The organism is Catalinimonas locisalis (assembly GCF_038039535.1).
Lineage (GTDB): Bacteria > Bacteroidota > Bacteroidia > Cytophagales > Cyclobacteriaceae > Catalinimonas.
Map to the genome: position 1 here is coordinate 848875 of NZ_JBBPHP010000001.1, position 16739 is coordinate 865613.

Below are 16739 nucleotides of genomic sequence, written 5' to 3' on the forward strand. Positions count from 1 at the left end.
ATACAATCTAAATTTTTTCACATGAACAAGGATGTACTCAATCTAAAAATCTATTTCCGAATAAGCGTTTTTTGCTTAGTGGGAATAGCGTTAGTATGTAGTCCGGCACTGGCACAAAACATGACCGCCAGTATACAGACAGCAAATCAGCCTACTGCACGCCCTGTATATACACAGGATGAAAAGCAGGTAGCCTTGTACGAGCTATGTAATCTGCTGGAAAAGAAATTCAGCATATCAGTCAACTATGAGTCGAATGTGCTGGATAACAAATTTGTAAACCGAAAGAAAGCAGATGACCTGCTTCAAACGCAAAAGGAGAAGTTATCTGCTAAGATGCGTGAGGTGTTGAACGATTATAACCTTAATTTTAAGGAGTTTGAAGGAGACAACTTCATCATCGTCCCTCAAACTGAGGCGCAGCCTCAGAAACTACTTCCCCAAAGCTTAGCGGTACCTGAGGCAGATCACCAACTGGTCCTGAACAAGGTTAAGAGCCAGGAAATGGGGCGTATTCTTATTCAACAGTATGAACAGAGTATTAGTGGTAAAGTAACTGACCTGGAAACAGGAGAAGGTTTACCCGGAGTAAATATTCTGGCCAAAGGTACTTCTACCGGTACTGTATCGGATATGGATGGTAATTACCGACTTACCGTAGCCGATGAAGTGACTACCCTGGTTTTCTCTTCTATCGGGTATGAGACCGAGGAGGTTCAAATTAACAACAGAAGTACCATTGACCTGGCATTATCACCCGATATTCAGTCACTGTCTGAAGTAGTAGTAGTAGGGTATGGTACGGTGAAAAAAAGCGACCTGACCGGTTCTGTGGCTTCCGTAAGCTCAGAGGAACTTACAGCCTATCCTGCGATAGGTGCTGAGCAAGCTTTGCAGGGTCGTGCGGCAGGTGTGCAGGTGCAGGCCAATAATGGTGAGCCGGGAGCAGCATACAAAGTGAGGATCAGAGGAGGTACCTCTATCAACTCTTCCAGTGACCCGCTTTATGTGGTAGATGGTTTTCCGGGAGCGGCCATACCTCCTCCTGAAGATATTGCATCTATGGAGGTACTCAAAGATGCATCAGCTACTGCCATTTATGGTTCGCGTGGTGCCAATGGTGTAATTATGATTACGACCAAAAAAGGAGAAGCCGGACAAACGAAGATAGACCTGAACACTTCCTGGTCGCTACAAAACGAAATCAACCGCCTTGATCTGCTTAATGGAGAGCAGTTTGCCCGATACATTAACGAAGTAGACGCTTCAGCAGATAGAGACCCTACCTTTGCTAATCCGGCACAGTTTGGAGAAGGAACCGACTGGCAGGATGAAATCTTCCAGCAGGGAGCTATTCAAAACTATCAGCTATCGGTATCAGGAGGTAATGAAAATGTACGTTATTATGTATCCGGTGTAGTATATGATCAGAAAGGAATCATCATCAATTCTGATTTTTCTCGTTACTCTATCACGAGTAATCTTGACATAGACGCCACAGATAAGTTAAAAATTGGTCTTAACCTCTTCGCCCGCCGTAGTAGTCGCGAAGGTATCCTTTCTCAGGAAGGTAGTGGTGGTACCAATGGGGCAGGGGTAATTTCTTCAGCGTTCAGATTTGAACCTACCCAGGGTATTTATGATGCCGATGGAGACTATACCATCAGCCAGATCGGAGACCCTTTTGATAATCCGGTAGCCATAGCCAGAGAGAGGTCTAATGAGCAGGTATCTGACCGCCTTCAGGCCAATATATTTGGAGAGTATCAGATTTTTGAAAACCTGACGTTCAGAACTACGCTGGGCGGAAGCCTTGATAACATGAGAGAAGGTACTTATATCTCCACCCTGCTGAATGCGGGTAGAAGTGTCGGCGGTGATGGAACCATTAATTCCGGAAAAGATACTGACCTGATCAATGAAAACTACCTGACGTATAACAAAACCTTTGATGGGGTGCATGAGCTGACAGTAATGGCAGGTTACTCATACCAGTCGTTCAGAGATGAGTCATGGAGTGCCCGCGGACAATCTTTCATTACCAATGCCGGCCTATGGTGGGATCTGGATGGTTCATCGGTATGGCAACAGCCTGGCTCCGGCTTAATTGAGTCAGAATTGTCTTCTTATTATGGACGTATTAATTACGGTTTTGACAGCAAGTACCTGCTTACCTTCAACGCTCGTTATGATGGCTCCAGCCGTTTCGCCAGAAATAACAAATGGGCTTTCTTCCCTTCAGGTGCATTTGCCTGGAATATGAGCGAAGAAGGCTTCCTGCAGGATGTAGATATGCTTAGCCAGTTGAAGCTACGTGCCAGTTACGGTATCACCGGTAACCAGGGGATTGGCCCTTATCAATCGCTAGCTCAGTTCGGAACTGTGTTTGCCGTAGTGAACGGCCAACCTGCCAATGCGGTAAGACCTACCGATGTAGCCAATGACAACCTAAGTTGGGAAAGTACAGCACAGTTGGATATCGGAGTGGATGTGGGCTTCTTCAATGACAGGATAAACCTAATAGCCGATTATTATCGCATGGTTACTTCTGACCTTTTGTTTAGTGTACCTTTACCAGAATATTCAGGGTATAGCTCTCAGTTGCAGAATATTGGTGAAGTAGAGAACAAAGGTTTTGAATTTACCTTAAACTCTAGAAACCTGGTAGGAGAATTTAAGTGGGAGATGGGACTAAACCTTTCCCTTAACCGTAATAAGGTACTAACACTGCCTGAGGGGAATGATATTTTCTACGCTTCCAATCCCGGACACATACTTACTGACGAAACGCAGATACTGAGAGAAGGTGAGCCGGTAGGTACTTTCTTCGGATGGGTGTATGAAGGCGTAGCCCAATCAGAGGATGAAGTGTTGGAAGGTGCAGAAGGTGTAGGAGGAGAAAAGTATGCTGATCTTGATGGTGATGGGGTACTTACCAATGAAGATCGTACCCTCATCGGTAATCCTCACCCTGACTTTATCTACGGATGGAATAATACCTTCCGCTGGAGAAATTTTGACCTGAATATGTTCATTCAAGGCTCTCAGGGTAATGAAATCATGAACTATACACGATTTGAGTTGGACTGGCTGACCGGTAAAAACAATGCGACCACTGATGCACTGGACCGCTGGACTCCTGAGAATACAGATACCAATGTACCCAAAGCTTCTTTTAGTCGCCCGGCCCGTCCTTCAACCCGCTGGATTGAGGATGGCTCTTATGTTCGCCTGAAAAACCTGGCCTTAGGCTATACTTTACCGGCGACAACCATGGAGAGTATTGGTTTGCGTGCCTTGAGAGTTTATGTAAGTGCGCAGAATCTGCTTACCATCACCAACTACAAAGGCTTTGATCCTGAAGTGAACTACCAGAGTGGAGGTAATACAAATTCAAACCGTAACCTGGGGCTTGACTACGGAAGTTATCCTAATGCCAAATCTTATACTGTGGGCTTACACATTGGTTTTTAGACAATGGCATGGTTTAAACCCAAAAAGCGAAAAACAATGAAAAATATTATCAATAAATTCACAGTCCTTTTACTAGTAGGAGTATTTGCTAGTTGTACAGATCTTGAAGAAGAGCCGGTAGGAGTACTGGCCCCCGAAAGTTTCTTTAGAACCCCCGGAGATGTGGAAGCTTCTATTTTTGGGGCTTATGGACGTATGGCTTCTGAGCCTTACTATGGACGTAAGCTGAGCCTCACGCTACAACTCCTGAGCGATATGTGCGATATAGGGGACCGGGGTACTCCGGCCAGAAGGCAGGAAATCAATGATTTCAGAACGGAATCTAACAACGGAATGATTACCTCATTCTGGCCACGCTCTTACGAAATAATCAGTGCAGCCAATGCATCTATCGCCGGAGCAGAACTGCTGGGTGAAGGCGCAATTAGTGAAGAAAGAAGAAATGCCTTGATCGCTGAAGCGCGCTTTGTGAGAGCTTTCGCCTATTATCACCTGGTACGTCTGTTTGGTGACATTCCTTATATAGACTATTTTGTAAATGATCCTGAAGCAGTAAAGACTATTGAAAAAACCCCGGCAGCAGATGTGTACGCTAATATTATCGCTGACCTGGAATTTGGTATAGCGAACTTACCTATGCAGCATCCGGATAATGTACGGACCAGACCTTCCAAAGGTACTGCTTACACCATGCTTGCTTCAGTATACCTAACTATGGAAAACTGGCAGCAGGCTTACGATCATGCCAAATGGGTGATTGACAATGCCGGAGAACTTGACTATGCCCTGGTACCTGATTATCAGACGCTCTTTATAGCTACTGAGCAGGATGGTATCGCTGAGCATATCTTTGCCATAGATTTTCTGGGCTTACAATCCAGTGGTGGTGGTGAAAATGATGACCTTCTCGGGCCAATTACCGGCATCAGAGGGGCAGATCAGAATGGCTGGAGTGTGAGTGTCCCTTCTATGGAAGTGTATGAAAGATGGAGCGAAGAGGATTACCGCAAGCAGGTGAGTCTGGAAGACACTACCCTGGTAGAAGGTGTGCTTACCCCCTATACTGAGTATCAGCAGGTACAAAGACCACATATTGCTAAGTTTGCTCGCTTCCCTGGTAACGCTAATACTGAAACCCGTTACTCTGATCATAACTATGTTGTCTTTCGCTATGCGGAAGTGCTTCTGATTGCTGCTGAGGCTTTGAATGAGATCAGTGGCCCAACTCCTGAAGCATTGGGCTATGTAAATCAGATCCGTGAGCGGGCACGTAACTGGTCAGGAATTACTACTAATTTTCCAGCAGATGTACAGGCAGGAATCTCAACTGATGCATTCCGGGACCTGGTATTAGAGGAGAGAAGGTGGGAACTGGCATTTGAGTTTAAGCGCTGGTATGATATCAAACGTAGGCAGTTGGGTGAAGAAGTATTCACCGGACCTAATGCACTTGAGCCACACGATAACTTTGATCCTACTAAGCATTATCTTTTGCCTCTGCCTCAGGACGAACTGGACAGGAACCCCAACCTTCTGCCGCAAAATCCTGGGTACTAATTCGATTACAGATTGAAGATTTATTGAGAGAGTGATAGGTAGTGATTTGGAAGTCTTCAAATGTGCGGCGATGGTTTGAAATTAGTATGATAGCTAGTTTAATAAAAAAGAGGCTTGATGATTTCCATCAAGCCTCTTTACTTTTATACTAGTTTATCATTGGTTTTAAGCCAAATCATTCAACTGCTTCATATCATCCTCATCCAGCTTAATATGAGCCGCTCCGGTATTGTCCTTTAGGTGCTCAACCGAACTGGTGCCGGGGATGGGCAGAATATTGTCGCTGTGAGCCAGCAACCATGCCAGGGCAATCTGGTACATTGAAGCATCATGCTTTTTGGCAATAGATTGTAAACTTTCATTGTCCAGCGCACCCGAATCCAGAGGATACCAGGGAATAAAGCCCATGCCTTGTTCTTTTGTCCATGCTACTTCATACTGCCACTTACGATCTGTCAGGCTAAACTTATTCTGAACACTCACTACCTCAAAATATTCCTGAGCCTGTTTAATTTGCTCTACACTTACCTCTGACAGGCCCAGATGACGAATATACCCCTGTTCCTGCAATTCTTTCAGCTTGCTCAAAAACTCATCCGTAGGCACTTTTTCGTCAAATCTGTGCAGTTGGTAAAGGTCAATGCGATCAACCTTCAGGCGTTTCAGGCTGCCTTTTAATGCTTCTTCCAGGTGCTCAGGACGCCCATTAACCGGCCACTCTCCAGGACCAGTACGTTCCAACCCTCCTTTAGTGGCGATCAATAGCCCTTCGGGATAGGGATGTAAAGCCTCAGCGATCAGCTCTTCTGATACATAAGGACCGTAACTGTCAGCAGTATCTATGAAGTTAATGCCTAAGTCCTGGGTAGTTTTGAGCACACGAATGGCTTCAGCCTTGTCTTTGGGTGGTCCCCATATACCTTCTCCGGTAATGCGCATGGCCCCATAGCCTAATCGGTTAATGCTAATGTCGCCCAGCGTGAAAGTACCAGCAGCGGCGGCGTTTATTTTGGTGTTAGTTTCCATAATTATTTTTATCAGGTGTAAAAAATCGTTCTGATCAAAAAAAAATGCTTACCTATTACAACACCATCCAAATCGTAGGGTTATGAAAAAGTAATATTTCTATTAGCTTTGAGAATTACTTAAATCCGGCTGAATAGATTGAAAGTGCTGAAGAAAGTTGTCCGCGTCCTGCTGATCTTCTTAATTATCTTAGGGGCAATATTGGTGATAAGTATTGGCCCAATTGATGACTCACCCTATCAGGAGCAAGCTTACTATAAAGCCACACTAAAGGCACTGGATAGTCTGGAGAATGTATTGTCAGTTACAGAAGCAACCCCCGGAGATACCGTTCAGGCTGGCTGGAGCATAAAAAATATTACTCCTCAGGAGCCGGTCAGCCTGATGGGCTATGGCTGGAAAGGGGATTACGAAAGAGTACATGATTCGCTGCACGTGCGGGCAGTAGTATTTTCCAATCAGCAGGAGTCCGTTGCCTGGCTTACTTATGAACTGATGATCGTACATCCAGACCTGGCTAATGCCATACGCTATGCAGTGGATACGGCACAACTTCCTGTGCAAAATCTGTATTTCACTGCAGTGCATACCCATAATGGCTTCGGTGAGTGGGCCAGAGGTTTTGGCGGGAAGCTAACTGCCGGGGGATATAATCCGGAATTGGTAAACTTAATTGTAAAACAAACGCTGGATGCCCTACAGGAAGCTTACCGAAGTCGTAAGCCTGTAAAAGTAGGTTATGAAGCGTTTGCTGCTCCCGCGTTGGTGCGTAATCGTTTGGTGAGGGGAGGGGGTACTGATCCCTATCTGAGGGTAATCAAATTGGAGCAGGAGGGCGGTAATACCGCTTTGGTTTGTACTTATGCCGCTCATGCTACTTTTCTTAATAGCAAACGTATGGATTTGTCGGCTGATTATCCATCAGCTTTGGTAGAGATACTGGAGCGGGATACTGCTGTAGATTTTGCTGCCTATGCTGCGGGAGCAGTAGGAAGCCACAGCCCCGTCCGGGAAGGAGAGTTTACCTATGAAAAAATGTATGCTTATGCTCAGGAAATGGCCCAGCCCATTTCTAAAAATTGGGATAATATAGAGACTGATTTCACCGAGCAACTGCTTTATGCTGATATCCCTTTTCATCTGGGACAGCCTCAACTCAAACTTAGTGGTGGCTTAAGAGTGCGTGCCTGGCTTTTCAATGCGGTACTGGGAGAGCTTAGCCCGCAGATCAGTGGGATTAAGTTAGGAGATATAATTATGGTAGGAACACCCGCCGATTATTCGGGTATGCTATATGAGCAATTAAGGGCTGATGATAAACAGTTGATCATTACGAGCTTTAATGGAAGCTATATCGGTTATGTGATTCCTGACGAATATTATGATGAAAACCATCGCGAGGCCAGAGAATTAAACTGGTTTGGCCCCTATACCGGAAGTTATATGACAGAAGTGATGAATAGCTTTGTTCAGATATTGGCAGAAGATTCAGAATAAGGCATAAAAAAAGCGGACAAAAGTCCGCAGGTTTGGTTTTGGTAAAATCCTTACTATGCTGAAATAACCTTAATCAGTTTTCCACTTTTGCTGAAGCGAAGTTGAGTGTTGATTTTTTTGTCTTTCAACGATAATAAATAAGTTTCTTCAGAGGAATCGTGAAATGAATAGTTGACAATCTGCGATATCAGGTCAGAAGCTCCCTTTGCAGGAATAAGGTAAACTTGGGAAATAGTATGCTTTCCAAAAGGACTATTTGCAAAGCTTTCCATCACTACAGAAGGTAGTTCAGATGCTTTAATAGGCCTAAACTCTTCTGGTGCTTCTTCTACTACCTTTGAATCATTATGCAGATAATTCTGGTAAAAATCTGAGGTTGTGATTTTATCTTCTGCCAGCATAAAGCTGACGATGCTCACCACACTCACCAAGAAAAAAAATTGCATGAATTTCATAAATCCTCCTTTTCTAAAATTATCTGTTACATAGAGTGAAAAAACCGTACCACTCATTCTAACAATGCCCAAAATGCTTTTTTAGAGGGAGATAGAGGGATTATGAAACAAAAAGTGTGGAATCTTTTTCCCCACACATTACACACTGTGATCGCGAAAGCTCTACACTTGTGTATTATTTTGTGTCAAATATTGCCTGCACTTATCCTGATAAGGTTGTAGATCAGGAGGGGGCATGCCAATTTCTTTGGCTTCTTCATCCCAATGACGCATGCGCAAACTTAATTTAAATAGCTCATCCTGCTCAAAAGCAGCAGCTTCCTCAGCATTCATTTTTCCTCCCTGGTATTCCAGTGTTTGTTTGCTGGCTTCGGAAAGCTTGTCATAATAATCCGCTTCCTTAAAAGTCAGGTACCTTTTGGCCTGTACATGATTTTCTACCAGTTGCGCCATACGTTCAGAAAAACCCAGATGACGAAGGTAATCTCCTCCAATCTTATCGTGACTCATAGCGCCATAATTACCCATGAAGGTCTTGCTTTCCTGTTCGTTAGCAGCCAGGTGCCCGATGTCATGGAAGAGGGCTGCCAGGATAACTTCGTCCTCGTATCCTTCTTTAGAAGCGAGTTGAGCACTTTGCACCGCATGTTCCAGTTGGGTAATAGACTCTCCGTATTCATCATGGCCATATTTATCAAACAGGCCAAATACTTCGTCTACGATTTGGTCTACAGTTTTTTGGTTTTGCATAAGGTTGAGATTTACCAGCAAAATACGGAATTAGGTAATAACATTTCCTATTACTTCTTTAAGTCTTGGTTAACAATCAGGCTATTGTGATGAAGCAAATCTTTGCTGATATTCTTTCCAGGTTTGCATAGACTTTCGGAGATGGACAGCTTTGTCTTCTTTAATGTTATAGCATTGCAGGCCGACAGGACCATCAAAACCCAAGTCAATGAATGTTTTGAGAAACTGATAGGTATCGAAATTACCTTCACCTAGAGGCTGGATGTAGGATTTCCAGATATGATCAGGATCGGAAGCCTGTACGTCCGCACCGTTAAGGCTGATCGCGAAAAGCTTTGGCATCGCTTGTTTGGCCAAAGCAGGGTAGGCCTGCACCGGATCAATTCCCTCACGGTTTTTATGCGCCAGAAAATGACAAAGGTTAAAGGTATAGCCCAGGTTAGGACGGTTTACTTTGGCGGCTACCCGCATGGCATCTTCTATAGATTCAACCCAATAGTACATATGAGGGTAAAGCATCACTTTGGTATCGTACTGCTGTGCCATGTCGGCAATCTGCTGTAAAATGGGTATGGCAATCTCGTCATAGTCCGGAGAAGAAGGGGGGTACTGTTTACCCGTGACATACAGCCAGGGCATAGCACCTGTACCTTCAATTTTTTGAAATATTTCCTCTAAACGTGGATCATAAGGCTGCTTAGGCTTGTCCAGATTCACATTGACGTAAATGGTAAAGAGCCTGAGGTCATTTTCCTGAAGTTCATTGTATACTAGCTCAAAGTTATCCAGCCTTTCTTTTTCCATACCATCGTAGCCATTATCAAGCAGCAGTTGGACTTGATCTTCAGGACTATCATACTTTTCATCCTTTACACCATTGTTGAAGACAAAGAAAGGATTATCAAGCTGCTCCTGTGCATAGAGGGGTGAAATGAGCAGGAATAAAAACGAAAGTCGGATCAGGATGATCAACATAAGCATAAGTGGTTAAAGGGTATCAGAAGTAGCCGGAATTGCCGCAGGCATTTCAGGAAAAAATAGTGAGAAAGTAGTTCGCTCACCTTTGTAGGAACTTACTTTAATCGTGCCGCCATGCACATTCATGATATTGCGCGAGAGACTCAGACCAATACCGGAGCCTTTTTCTTTGGTAGAAAAGAAAGGTACAAAGATCTGGTCCAGCTTATCTTCTTCTATGCCCGTACCATTGTCAGTTACTTCCAGAATAATCTGGGCGTTTTCTTCATAAGCGCTTAGCTTGATCTGTGCCTGATCAACATGTTCCACAGCCTGTATGCTGTTGGAGAGCAGATTAATCAGTATTTGTTCCACCTGCTTACGGTCGGCGCTTAAATGTAAGTCACCGGGAAGAATGTCGGTGTGCAGTTGAATATTGTGTTTTTTTAATTCGGCCCGCATCAGCCGGTGGATGGTTTCAAAAAGTTCTTCTAAAGCAAAATCCTCTATTTGCGGCTGGGGTACTCTGGATAATTTGCGGTAATCTTCCACAAAGCCCAGTAATCCATCACTCCGCTTTTGTATGGTGCGCAGCGAAAAGGCCAGGTCTTCCAGCAAATCTTCATCTACCTGGCTGGGTGTTTTCAACTGACCTTCAGGATTCTCCAGCAACATTAGCATGGTTTCGGTCAGGGAAGAGATAGGCGTGACGGAGTTCATGATCTCATGGGTAAGAATACGGATTAGCTTGTGCCAGGCATCAATCTCACTCTGGCTGATCTCCTTTTCTATATCCTGAAAGGTGATGATCTTATAAGGTTGTTTCAGCAGAATGGCAGAGCTGACATGCACCGAAAGCCGTTTGTTTTCTCCTTTGACTGTGATCTCAATCAGCTTGCTCTCATTTTCCCGTAGCTGCTCTATCTCTTCCACAAAGCGCGGATGGCTGAGTCTTAGATTGCGCCAGTAGTGGTAGTTACCAGTTTGCAGCATGTCCAGCGCAGGCTGGTTAATCAGGGCAATCTCTTCATCTCCTTTGATAGAAATAATCCCGATCTTGATATGTTTGACAATCAGCTTGAGGTATTCAAACTGTGCTTCCTTTTCTATCTTTACCTGCTTATAAGCTTCAATGATCTCCCTGAAAGCATCATTCAGTTCACGAAACTGTCTGCCTCCTTTCTGACTGCTGAAGCTGATGGTAAAGTCACTATTGCGGATAGAAAGTAAAAGCTTGGCCAGTTCACGATTGGTACGGTTGACATAGCGGATGAGTTCGTATACCTGTATGATGAGCAGAGCCCCCAGGATAATATGGTTGAAGAACAAATCGGCTCTACCAAAGATAAAGGCAAAGCCGATCATGGTGATCAGTAGCAATGCTACCCGGAGGGTGGTATTTAGGGTGAATGATTTCATAAATTAATCGGGCCAGAGGCCCTTCCGGATATTAGTCACTTGCGAGACACAAGCGACTGAGTTTTTCCTGACAGTCGCTAGCATTCTGCCAGTGACCGTTATCCAATAGGGCCTCTGGCCCGATCATATTACAAACAAAAATTTGTTTTACAAGCCATACTTATCCAACCTACGATACAGAGCAGTACGGGTGAGACCCAGTTCTTTGGCAGTGCGGGTGACATTGCCCTGATTACGCTCCAGTGCTTTTTGGATAAACAGCTTCTCATTTTCATCCAGCGTAAGCAATTCATCCTCCTCAGTTTTATACTGGTGCATATTGACAGCTCCTCCATTAAACGAAAAATTTTCGGGTTGTAAAGTGTCTTCCTGGCTCAGGATGACTGCCCGCTCTACGGCATGCTGTAGTTCCCGCACATTACCCGGCCAGTGATAATGTTCCAGCTTCTTCAGAGCAGATTTGCTGAGCTGACGTCCGGGCTTATTGTATTTTTCTCCATAGATATCCAGAAAGTGTTCTACTAACATGGGCAGGTCGTCTTTACGCTCCCGCAAGGGAGGCACCACGATCTCTACGGTATTGATCCGGTAGAGTAAATCCTGCCGGAATCCATCATCATCTTTGCGCTCTACCATCTCATACAAAGGCATGTTGGTGGCGCAGATCAGGCGGATGTTGAGTGGAATTTCCTCATTACTTCCCACCCGGCTGACTTTACGGTTTTGTAGCACACTTAGCAATTTAGCCTGCTGAGACAAAGCCAGGTTGCCGATCTCATCCATAAAGAGCGTGCCTCCACTGGCCAGTTCAAACTTACCCGCTTTGTCCTGATAAGCATCGGTAAAAGCGCCTTTCTGATGGCCGAAGAGTTCACTTTCCATCAGGCTGGCAGTGATGGCCCCCATGTCTACTTTGACGAAAGGTCCTTTGCGTCTGCCAGACTTCAGGTGTAATGAACGAGCGACCACTTCTTTGCCAGTACCATTCTCTCCTAAGATCAAGACATTGGCATCGGTTCCGGCTACCCGCTCAATCATCTCATATACCTTTTGGATCGGTAGCGACTGCCCGATCATTTGTGGTGCCTGTAAAGATTCAGATTTGTTTTTTATAGGTGCGCCCTGACCTCCATTAGCCAGTGCTTTATGAATAGCATCCAGCAGTTTGCTGTTCTTCCAGGGTTTGAGCACAAAGTCGGTAGCACCCTGCTTCATCGCTTCTACCGCCAGTTCTATATCCCCATAAGCCGTAATGAGCACTACCGCGGTTTGCGGAGCGATGGTGCGTATGCGTTCCAGCCAGTACAATCCTTCCCGCCCGTCATGCTCACCCCGACGAAAATTCATATCCAGCAGGATGACATGATAATCACCGCGCGAAACAATGCTGTTGATGTTGGCAGGATTTTGCTCGGTATCTACCTGAGAGAAGAACTGCTTGAGGAACATGCGGGCTGTCCCCAGCACATCCATATCATCATCTATGATCAGTATTTTCTTGTCTTGCTTCTCCAATGAATCTTATGCTGTTATTTTGTAAACTTTTCCTTTTTTAAAGGAGGCTGATTTTTTATAAAACTCCTTCAATAAAGGTTGATACGCTTCAATCTTATTTCTGCTGACGTCAAACACCACTACTGTAATAGGAAACTGTTTTATATTTTGCTGATGCACCATGTTTTTATCTATTGTCAATAGAATATCAAAGTGATTATATACTGCTTTTGTAAGAAGGTTCCCATTTTTAAGTCCACTCCAACCCATCTCAGTTACGGTAAACACCTGACTATGGGGCAAGGCAAATTTTAGTTTTCATGTTACACATTCATCCAGTAAAATTTTCATTCCACAATATTTTCACTCAGAATTTCTGATGAGCTGGTAATCATTTTTTGCGATAACTCCAGTAATCTTAGCACCTGCTCCTTTTGCACTGAAGGGAAATCATTCAAAAACTCTTCTATATTTTCGCCAGTCTCCAGATAATCAAATAGTGATTTGATGGGAACTCTTGTACCGTTGAAGACAGGGGTACCCCCCATAATTTCTTTATCAATGTTGATCACCTTCATTTCCTGCTTATTTAGATGTTTCTTAAAGCTAATAAAAAGCTTCCATATAAAACAGACGTACATTTATGTGCTGCCAGCGGACAATACACTGTCACGAAAATGATACACTTTTTCTGATGAGAAATGATTGATGATGAATGAATAATCTGATAATCAGTAAATTATAGGATAGTATAAGGATTGGTGAAGAAATTGATCTATCTAATGAGGAATGAATGATGACTAATGAATAACGCTTTTTTCATTCCTCACTAATCATTCATCATTAAAAAGCATGATGTACAAAACCTCTCTGCGCAACCTCTGGAAAAATAAGAGCCACACCCTGATCAATGTGCTGGGCCTTTCACTGGGTATTACCTGTAGTATTGTATTGTTCCTGCTGATTCGTTTCTGGCTAAGCTTTGATACCTACCATAGCAAAGCCGACCGGATTTACCGGTTGGTAAGCCAATCCACCTATCAGGGAAATACGGATTATACCGGAGGCGTACCTGTACCTTTGCCGGACGCGCTGCGTACTGACTTTCCCGACTTGGAACAAGTGGTATTTATGTCCTATTTCCGCCAGGGGCTGATTACGATCAATGCTGGTAGTGATGAGGTCAAAAACTTTCAGGAAGAAGAAGGTTTGGTGTATATTGAACCTACTTTTCTTGAAGTATTTGATCGCCCCCTGATACAGGGGAATCCCGCTGCCGTGCTTGATAATCCTAATGAAGTAGTGCTGTCCAAATCTTTGGCAGAGAAGTATTTTGGCAATAACTGGCAGGAACAGGCGATTATCGGACAAACCCTCACGCTCAATAAAGCAACCGAACTTAAAATTACCGGCATCGCCGAAGACCATCCGGAGAATACCGACCTGCCTTTTGATATGCTGATCTCTTATGCTACGGTAAAAGACGCCATGCTGGAAGAGGGGGGCTGGGGTAGCATTGATAGCGATAATCAGGTGTTTATGTTGCTGGCCGAAGGACAATCACCCGCCTCAGTCAATGAACGTCTGCCGGATTTTCTGACCAAATATGATGATCATCCGATGGAAGGGATGGAGGTGATCTTGTCATTGCAACCCCTTCAGGAAGTACATTTTGACGAAAGGCGAAGTGCCTACAGTTTCAATACGATTCCTAAGCCTATCATTTATACGATGAGCATCGTAGCCGCTTTTATGGTGCTGATTGCCTGCATTAATTTTGTCAACCTGGCTACAGCCATCGCTACCAAGCGTGCCAAAGAAGTAGGGGTACGCAAGGCCCTGGGCAGTAGTCGCAGCCAACTCATGCGCATTTTTATGGGCGAAGCCGTCATCATCACATTCATATCCGTACTGGTGGCCCTGGGGGCAGCAGAACTCCTGCTGATCAGGATGAACGACTTCCTGGAGCTTGACCTGCAACTGGACTTACTACAGGATGTTTCATTGCTCATCTTCCTGTTCGCCCTACTGCTGGTAGTCAGCATGCTTTCGGGAGCCTATCCTTCCTGGGTGCTGACGCGTTTTGAGCCCAGCAAAGTGCTTAAGACCGGCATGTCATTTTCTCATCAGAAAGGTTATAACCTCCGCCGGGGGTTGGTGATCTTTCAGTTTGTCATTGCCCAGGCTTTCATCATCGGTACGCTGGTGCTGATCAGCCAGACCCGCTATCTACGGCAGGCTGATCTGGGTTTTAACCAAAAAGGTATAGTATCCGTGTTCCTGCCGGGAGAGGATATCCAGGCCAAAAAGACCTTAAAGAATGAGCTGCTACGTATCAATACGGTAGAAAATGTCAGTCTGGCCTACAGCAGTCCTTCTTCCGGCTCGGTATCGGTCACTTCTTTTGGTATTGATGGTGATGAAACTACTTACCATACGCAGGTAAAATATGTAGATGAAAACTATATAGATGTGTATGGGCTTCAGCTACTGGCCGGTACCGGACTCATTGAATCCGATAGCATCACCCGGCTGGTGGTCAACGAAAGGTTTCTGAGCAAAGTAGGGATTACTTCTCCCGAAGAAGCGCTGGGACGACAGATAGACATCTGGGGCAGGACATTGCCCATCGTAGGGGTGATGAAAGATTTCCATACCGTATCACTGAGAGGAACAATTGACCCTACTGTTTTGATAGATGCCAGCAATTTCCGGGAGGCACATGTGTTGATCAACACCAATAACATAAGCAACACCCTGGCTGAAATTGAAACGCGCTGGAAAACAGCCTATCCCGAGTATACTTTTGATTATAATTTTATAGATGAGGCCATTGCTGAGTTTTATGAAGGCGAACGCAATATGTCGGTCATCCTGACGATTGCCTCGCTGGTCGTCATCTTCATCGGTTGCCTGGGGCTTTACGGACTCATTACCTTCATGGCAGAGCAAAAGACCAAAGAAGTGGGCATACGCAAGGTGCTGGGGGCCACAGTGAGCAGCATCGTCAGGCTGTTTTCTATGGAGTTCGTCAAACTGATCCTGATTGCTTTTGTCGTCGCTGCGCCATTGGCTTACTATGTGATGCAGTTGTGGCTGCAAAACTTTGAGTACAAAATTGATTTGGGTGTAGGGCTGTTTGTAGCAGGCATACTGATCACGCTACTGATTGCCCTGACCACCATTACCTACCGCTCACTACAGGCCGCCCGCACCAACCCCGCACAGGCGTTGAGGAGTGACTGAGTTTAAAGTTAAAAGTTGAAGGTTAAAGGATAAAGAACTTGCAGACTGTAACAGCGTGATTCATTACGTTCCATAGATACAGTATATATCAGGCAAATGATGCTTTGTTATCTATGCGCCAGGATCATACACAGCTATGATAGGGTGGATAAGTAGCATATTCTAGAGATTCAAGCGTAGAATCCGGAGAATAACCCACCCATCGCAGTGATTCCATGGCTGATGCTTACATAGACCATGCATATGCATGTTGCGCGGCCTCTAAATCTTACATATAAGGCATGGATTCAGCTTGTTCTGTCAGTTATTTTGCAGAATAAGTGGTGATTCACCAGTGATCTGTGCCAGAATGTCAGTTATAGCATAGCGCGCACATTGGATTCATCACTTATTTTCGAGAATCAGACTTCACGCACTATGATTGTGTCACTTATTCTGGCTTCGGATAAGTAAAACACATTGGATTGGTCATACTTAAGCCGCTCAAAGCATATAATTCCGGGAAAATTTATCCGTAAACACCCTATATAAGCCTTGGTATCTACTGAAAGTAAAGGTATTAAACGGACATTTACCTCCAAACCTTTTTCATCATACACAGATGTTGGGAAACACTTGCTCACCCTAGGAGTAAAGCCTTAACAAGCCACAAAGTAGCTGAGGGAATTGATTAGGAATGCTTATATTGCTCAATAGATTATGGGTATAGTGGCGATATGTATTGTAGCTATACAATAGTTATGCTCTAGCTAAAAAATAAATCAACTATTGGTTGATTTCGTATATTTAAGATCATGTTTAAAAATTCTATTTGGTATTTACGCCAGTCGGTTGATGATAATTTGACAGTTTTGCCAAAGTAGC

At 44.4% G+C, this 16739-nt stretch carries 12 protein-coding genes; 4 read left to right on the forward strand and 8 right to left on the reverse strand.

Going from position 1 to position 16739, the window contains the following annotated elements; all coding sequences use genetic code 11:
* Window positions 1–21 precede the first annotated feature (21 nt).
* Both WJR50_RS03480 and WJR50_RS03485 read left to right on the forward strand, forming a co-directional pair.
* The gene (locus tag WJR50_RS03480; protein WP_341291826.1) at window positions 22–3474 is read left to right on the forward strand and encodes a SusC/RagA family TonB-linked outer membrane protein; all 3453 of its coding nucleotides are present in this window, start codon (window positions 22–24) and stop codon (window positions 3472–3474) included.
* 36 nt (window positions 3475–3510) lie between these two features.
* Window positions 3511–5031, forward strand: coding sequence for a RagB/SusD family nutrient uptake outer membrane protein (locus tag WJR50_RS03485; RefSeq protein WP_341291827.1), 1521 nt, complete (start codon window positions 3511–3513; stop codon window positions 5029–5031).
* Window positions 5032–5196: 165 nt separating this feature from the next.
* Here the strand turns inward: WJR50_RS03485 and WJR50_RS03490 are convergent, their stop codons facing one another.
* Window positions 5197–6057 (reverse strand): aldo/keto reductase, encoded by an 861-nt coding sequence (locus WJR50_RS03490; protein WP_341291828.1) that lies wholly within the window; start codon window positions 6055–6057, stop codon window positions 5197–5199.
* A 144-nt stretch (window positions 6058–6201) separates the two neighbouring features.
* Between WJR50_RS03490 and WJR50_RS03495 the strand changes: the two genes are divergently transcribed.
* Window positions 6202–7554, forward strand: a complete 1353-nt coding sequence (locus WJR50_RS03495; protein ID WP_341291829.1) for a neutral/alkaline non-lysosomal ceramidase N-terminal domain-containing protein — start codon at window positions 6202–6204, stop codon at window positions 7552–7554.
* A 53-nt stretch (window positions 7555–7607) separates the two neighbouring features.
* Here WJR50_RS03495 and WJR50_RS03500 read toward each other — a convergent pair whose 3' ends face one another.
* The 7 genes from WJR50_RS03500 to WJR50_RS03530 all read right to left on the reverse strand — a co-directional run bounded on the left by WJR50_RS03500 (window position 7608) and on the right by WJR50_RS03530 (window position 13207).
* Window positions 7608–8000, reverse strand: a complete 393-nt coding sequence (locus WJR50_RS03500; RefSeq protein ID WP_341291830.1) for a hypothetical protein — start codon at window positions 7998–8000, stop codon at window positions 7608–7610.
* A 171-nt stretch (window positions 8001–8171) separates the two neighbouring features.
* Window positions 8172–8759 carry an HD domain-containing protein gene (locus WJR50_RS03505; protein ID WP_341291831.1) on the reverse strand — a complete coding sequence of 196 codons (588 nt, stop codon included), beginning with the start codon at window positions 8757–8759 and terminating at the stop codon, window positions 8172–8174.
* An 81-nt stretch (window positions 8760–8840) separates the two neighbouring features.
* Window positions 8841–9734, reverse strand: a complete 894-nt coding sequence (locus WJR50_RS03510; RefSeq protein ID WP_341291832.1) for a sugar phosphate isomerase/epimerase family protein — start codon at window positions 9732–9734, stop codon at window positions 8841–8843.
* Window positions 9735–9746: 12 nt separating this feature from the next.
* A complete protein-coding gene (locus WJR50_RS03515) occupies window positions 9747–11135 on the reverse strand; it encodes a sensor histidine kinase (protein ID WP_341291833.1) in 1389 nt (462 codons plus the stop codon).
* A gap of 147 nt (window positions 11136–11282) precedes the next feature.
* Window positions 11283–12650 (reverse strand): sigma-54-dependent transcriptional regulator, encoded by a 1368-nt coding sequence (locus WJR50_RS03520; protein ID WP_341291834.1) that lies wholly within the window; start codon window positions 12648–12650, stop codon window positions 11283–11285.
* 6 nt (window positions 12651–12656) lie between these two features.
* A complete protein-coding gene (locus tag WJR50_RS03525; protein WP_341291835.1) occupies window positions 12657–12899 on the reverse strand; it encodes a hypothetical protein in 243 nt (80 codons plus the stop codon).
* A gap of 77 nt (window positions 12900–12976) precedes the next feature.
* The gene (locus WJR50_RS03530) at window positions 12977–13207 is read right to left on the reverse strand and encodes a DUF433 domain-containing protein (protein WP_341291836.1); all 231 of its coding nucleotides are present in this window, start codon (window positions 13205–13207) and stop codon (window positions 12977–12979) included.
* A gap of 274 nt (window positions 13208–13481) precedes the next feature.
* Here WJR50_RS03530 and WJR50_RS03535 point away from each other — a divergent pair, with 274 nt between their 5' ends.
* Window positions 13482–15875: an ABC transporter permease gene (locus WJR50_RS03535; RefSeq protein WP_341291837.1), complete on the forward strand. Its 2394-nt coding sequence runs from the start codon at window positions 13482–13484 to the stop codon at window positions 15873–15875.
* The last annotated feature ends 864 nt before the right edge of the window (window positions 15876–16739 follow it).

What these genes read in the sequence shown, in the direction of transcription:
- WJR50_RS03480 (WP_341291826.1), top strand. Translation starts at nt 22, where the DNA reads ATGAACAAGGATGTACTCAATCTAAAAATCTATTTCCGAATAAGCGTT.
- WJR50_RS03485 (WP_341291827.1), top strand. Translation starts at nt 3,511, where the DNA reads ATGAAAAATATTATCAATAAATTCACAGTCCTTTTACTAGTAGGAGTA.
- WJR50_RS03490 (WP_341291828.1), bottom strand. Translation starts at nt 6,057, where the DNA reads ATGGAAACTAACACCAAAATAAACGCCGCCGCTGCTGGTACTTTCACG.
- WJR50_RS03500 (WP_341291830.1), bottom strand. Translation starts at nt 8,000, where the DNA reads ATGCAATTTTTTTTCTTGGTGAGTGTGGTGAGCATCGTCAGCTTTATG.
- WJR50_RS03505 (WP_341291831.1), bottom strand. Translation starts at nt 8,759, where the DNA reads ATGCAAAACCAAAAAACTGTAGACCAAATCGTAGACGAAGTATTTGGC.
- WJR50_RS03510 (WP_341291832.1), bottom strand. Translation starts at nt 9,734, where the DNA reads ATGTTGATCATCCTGATCCGACTTTCGTTTTTATTCCTGCTCATTTCA.
- WJR50_RS03515 (WP_341291833.1), bottom strand. Translation starts at nt 11,135, where the DNA reads ATGAAATCATTCACCCTAAATACCACCCTCCGGGTAGCATTGCTACTG.
- WJR50_RS03525 (WP_341291835.1), bottom strand. Translation starts at nt 12,899, where the DNA reads ATGGGTTGGAGTGGACTTAAAAATGGGAACCTTCTTACAAAAGCAGTA.
- WJR50_RS03530 (WP_341291836.1), bottom strand. Translation starts at nt 13,207, where the DNA reads ATGAAGGTGATCAACATTGATAAAGAAATTATGGGGGGTACCCCTGTC.
- WJR50_RS03535 (WP_341291837.1), top strand. Translation starts at nt 13,482, where the DNA reads ATGATGTACAAAACCTCTCTGCGCAACCTCTGGAAAAATAAGAGCCAC.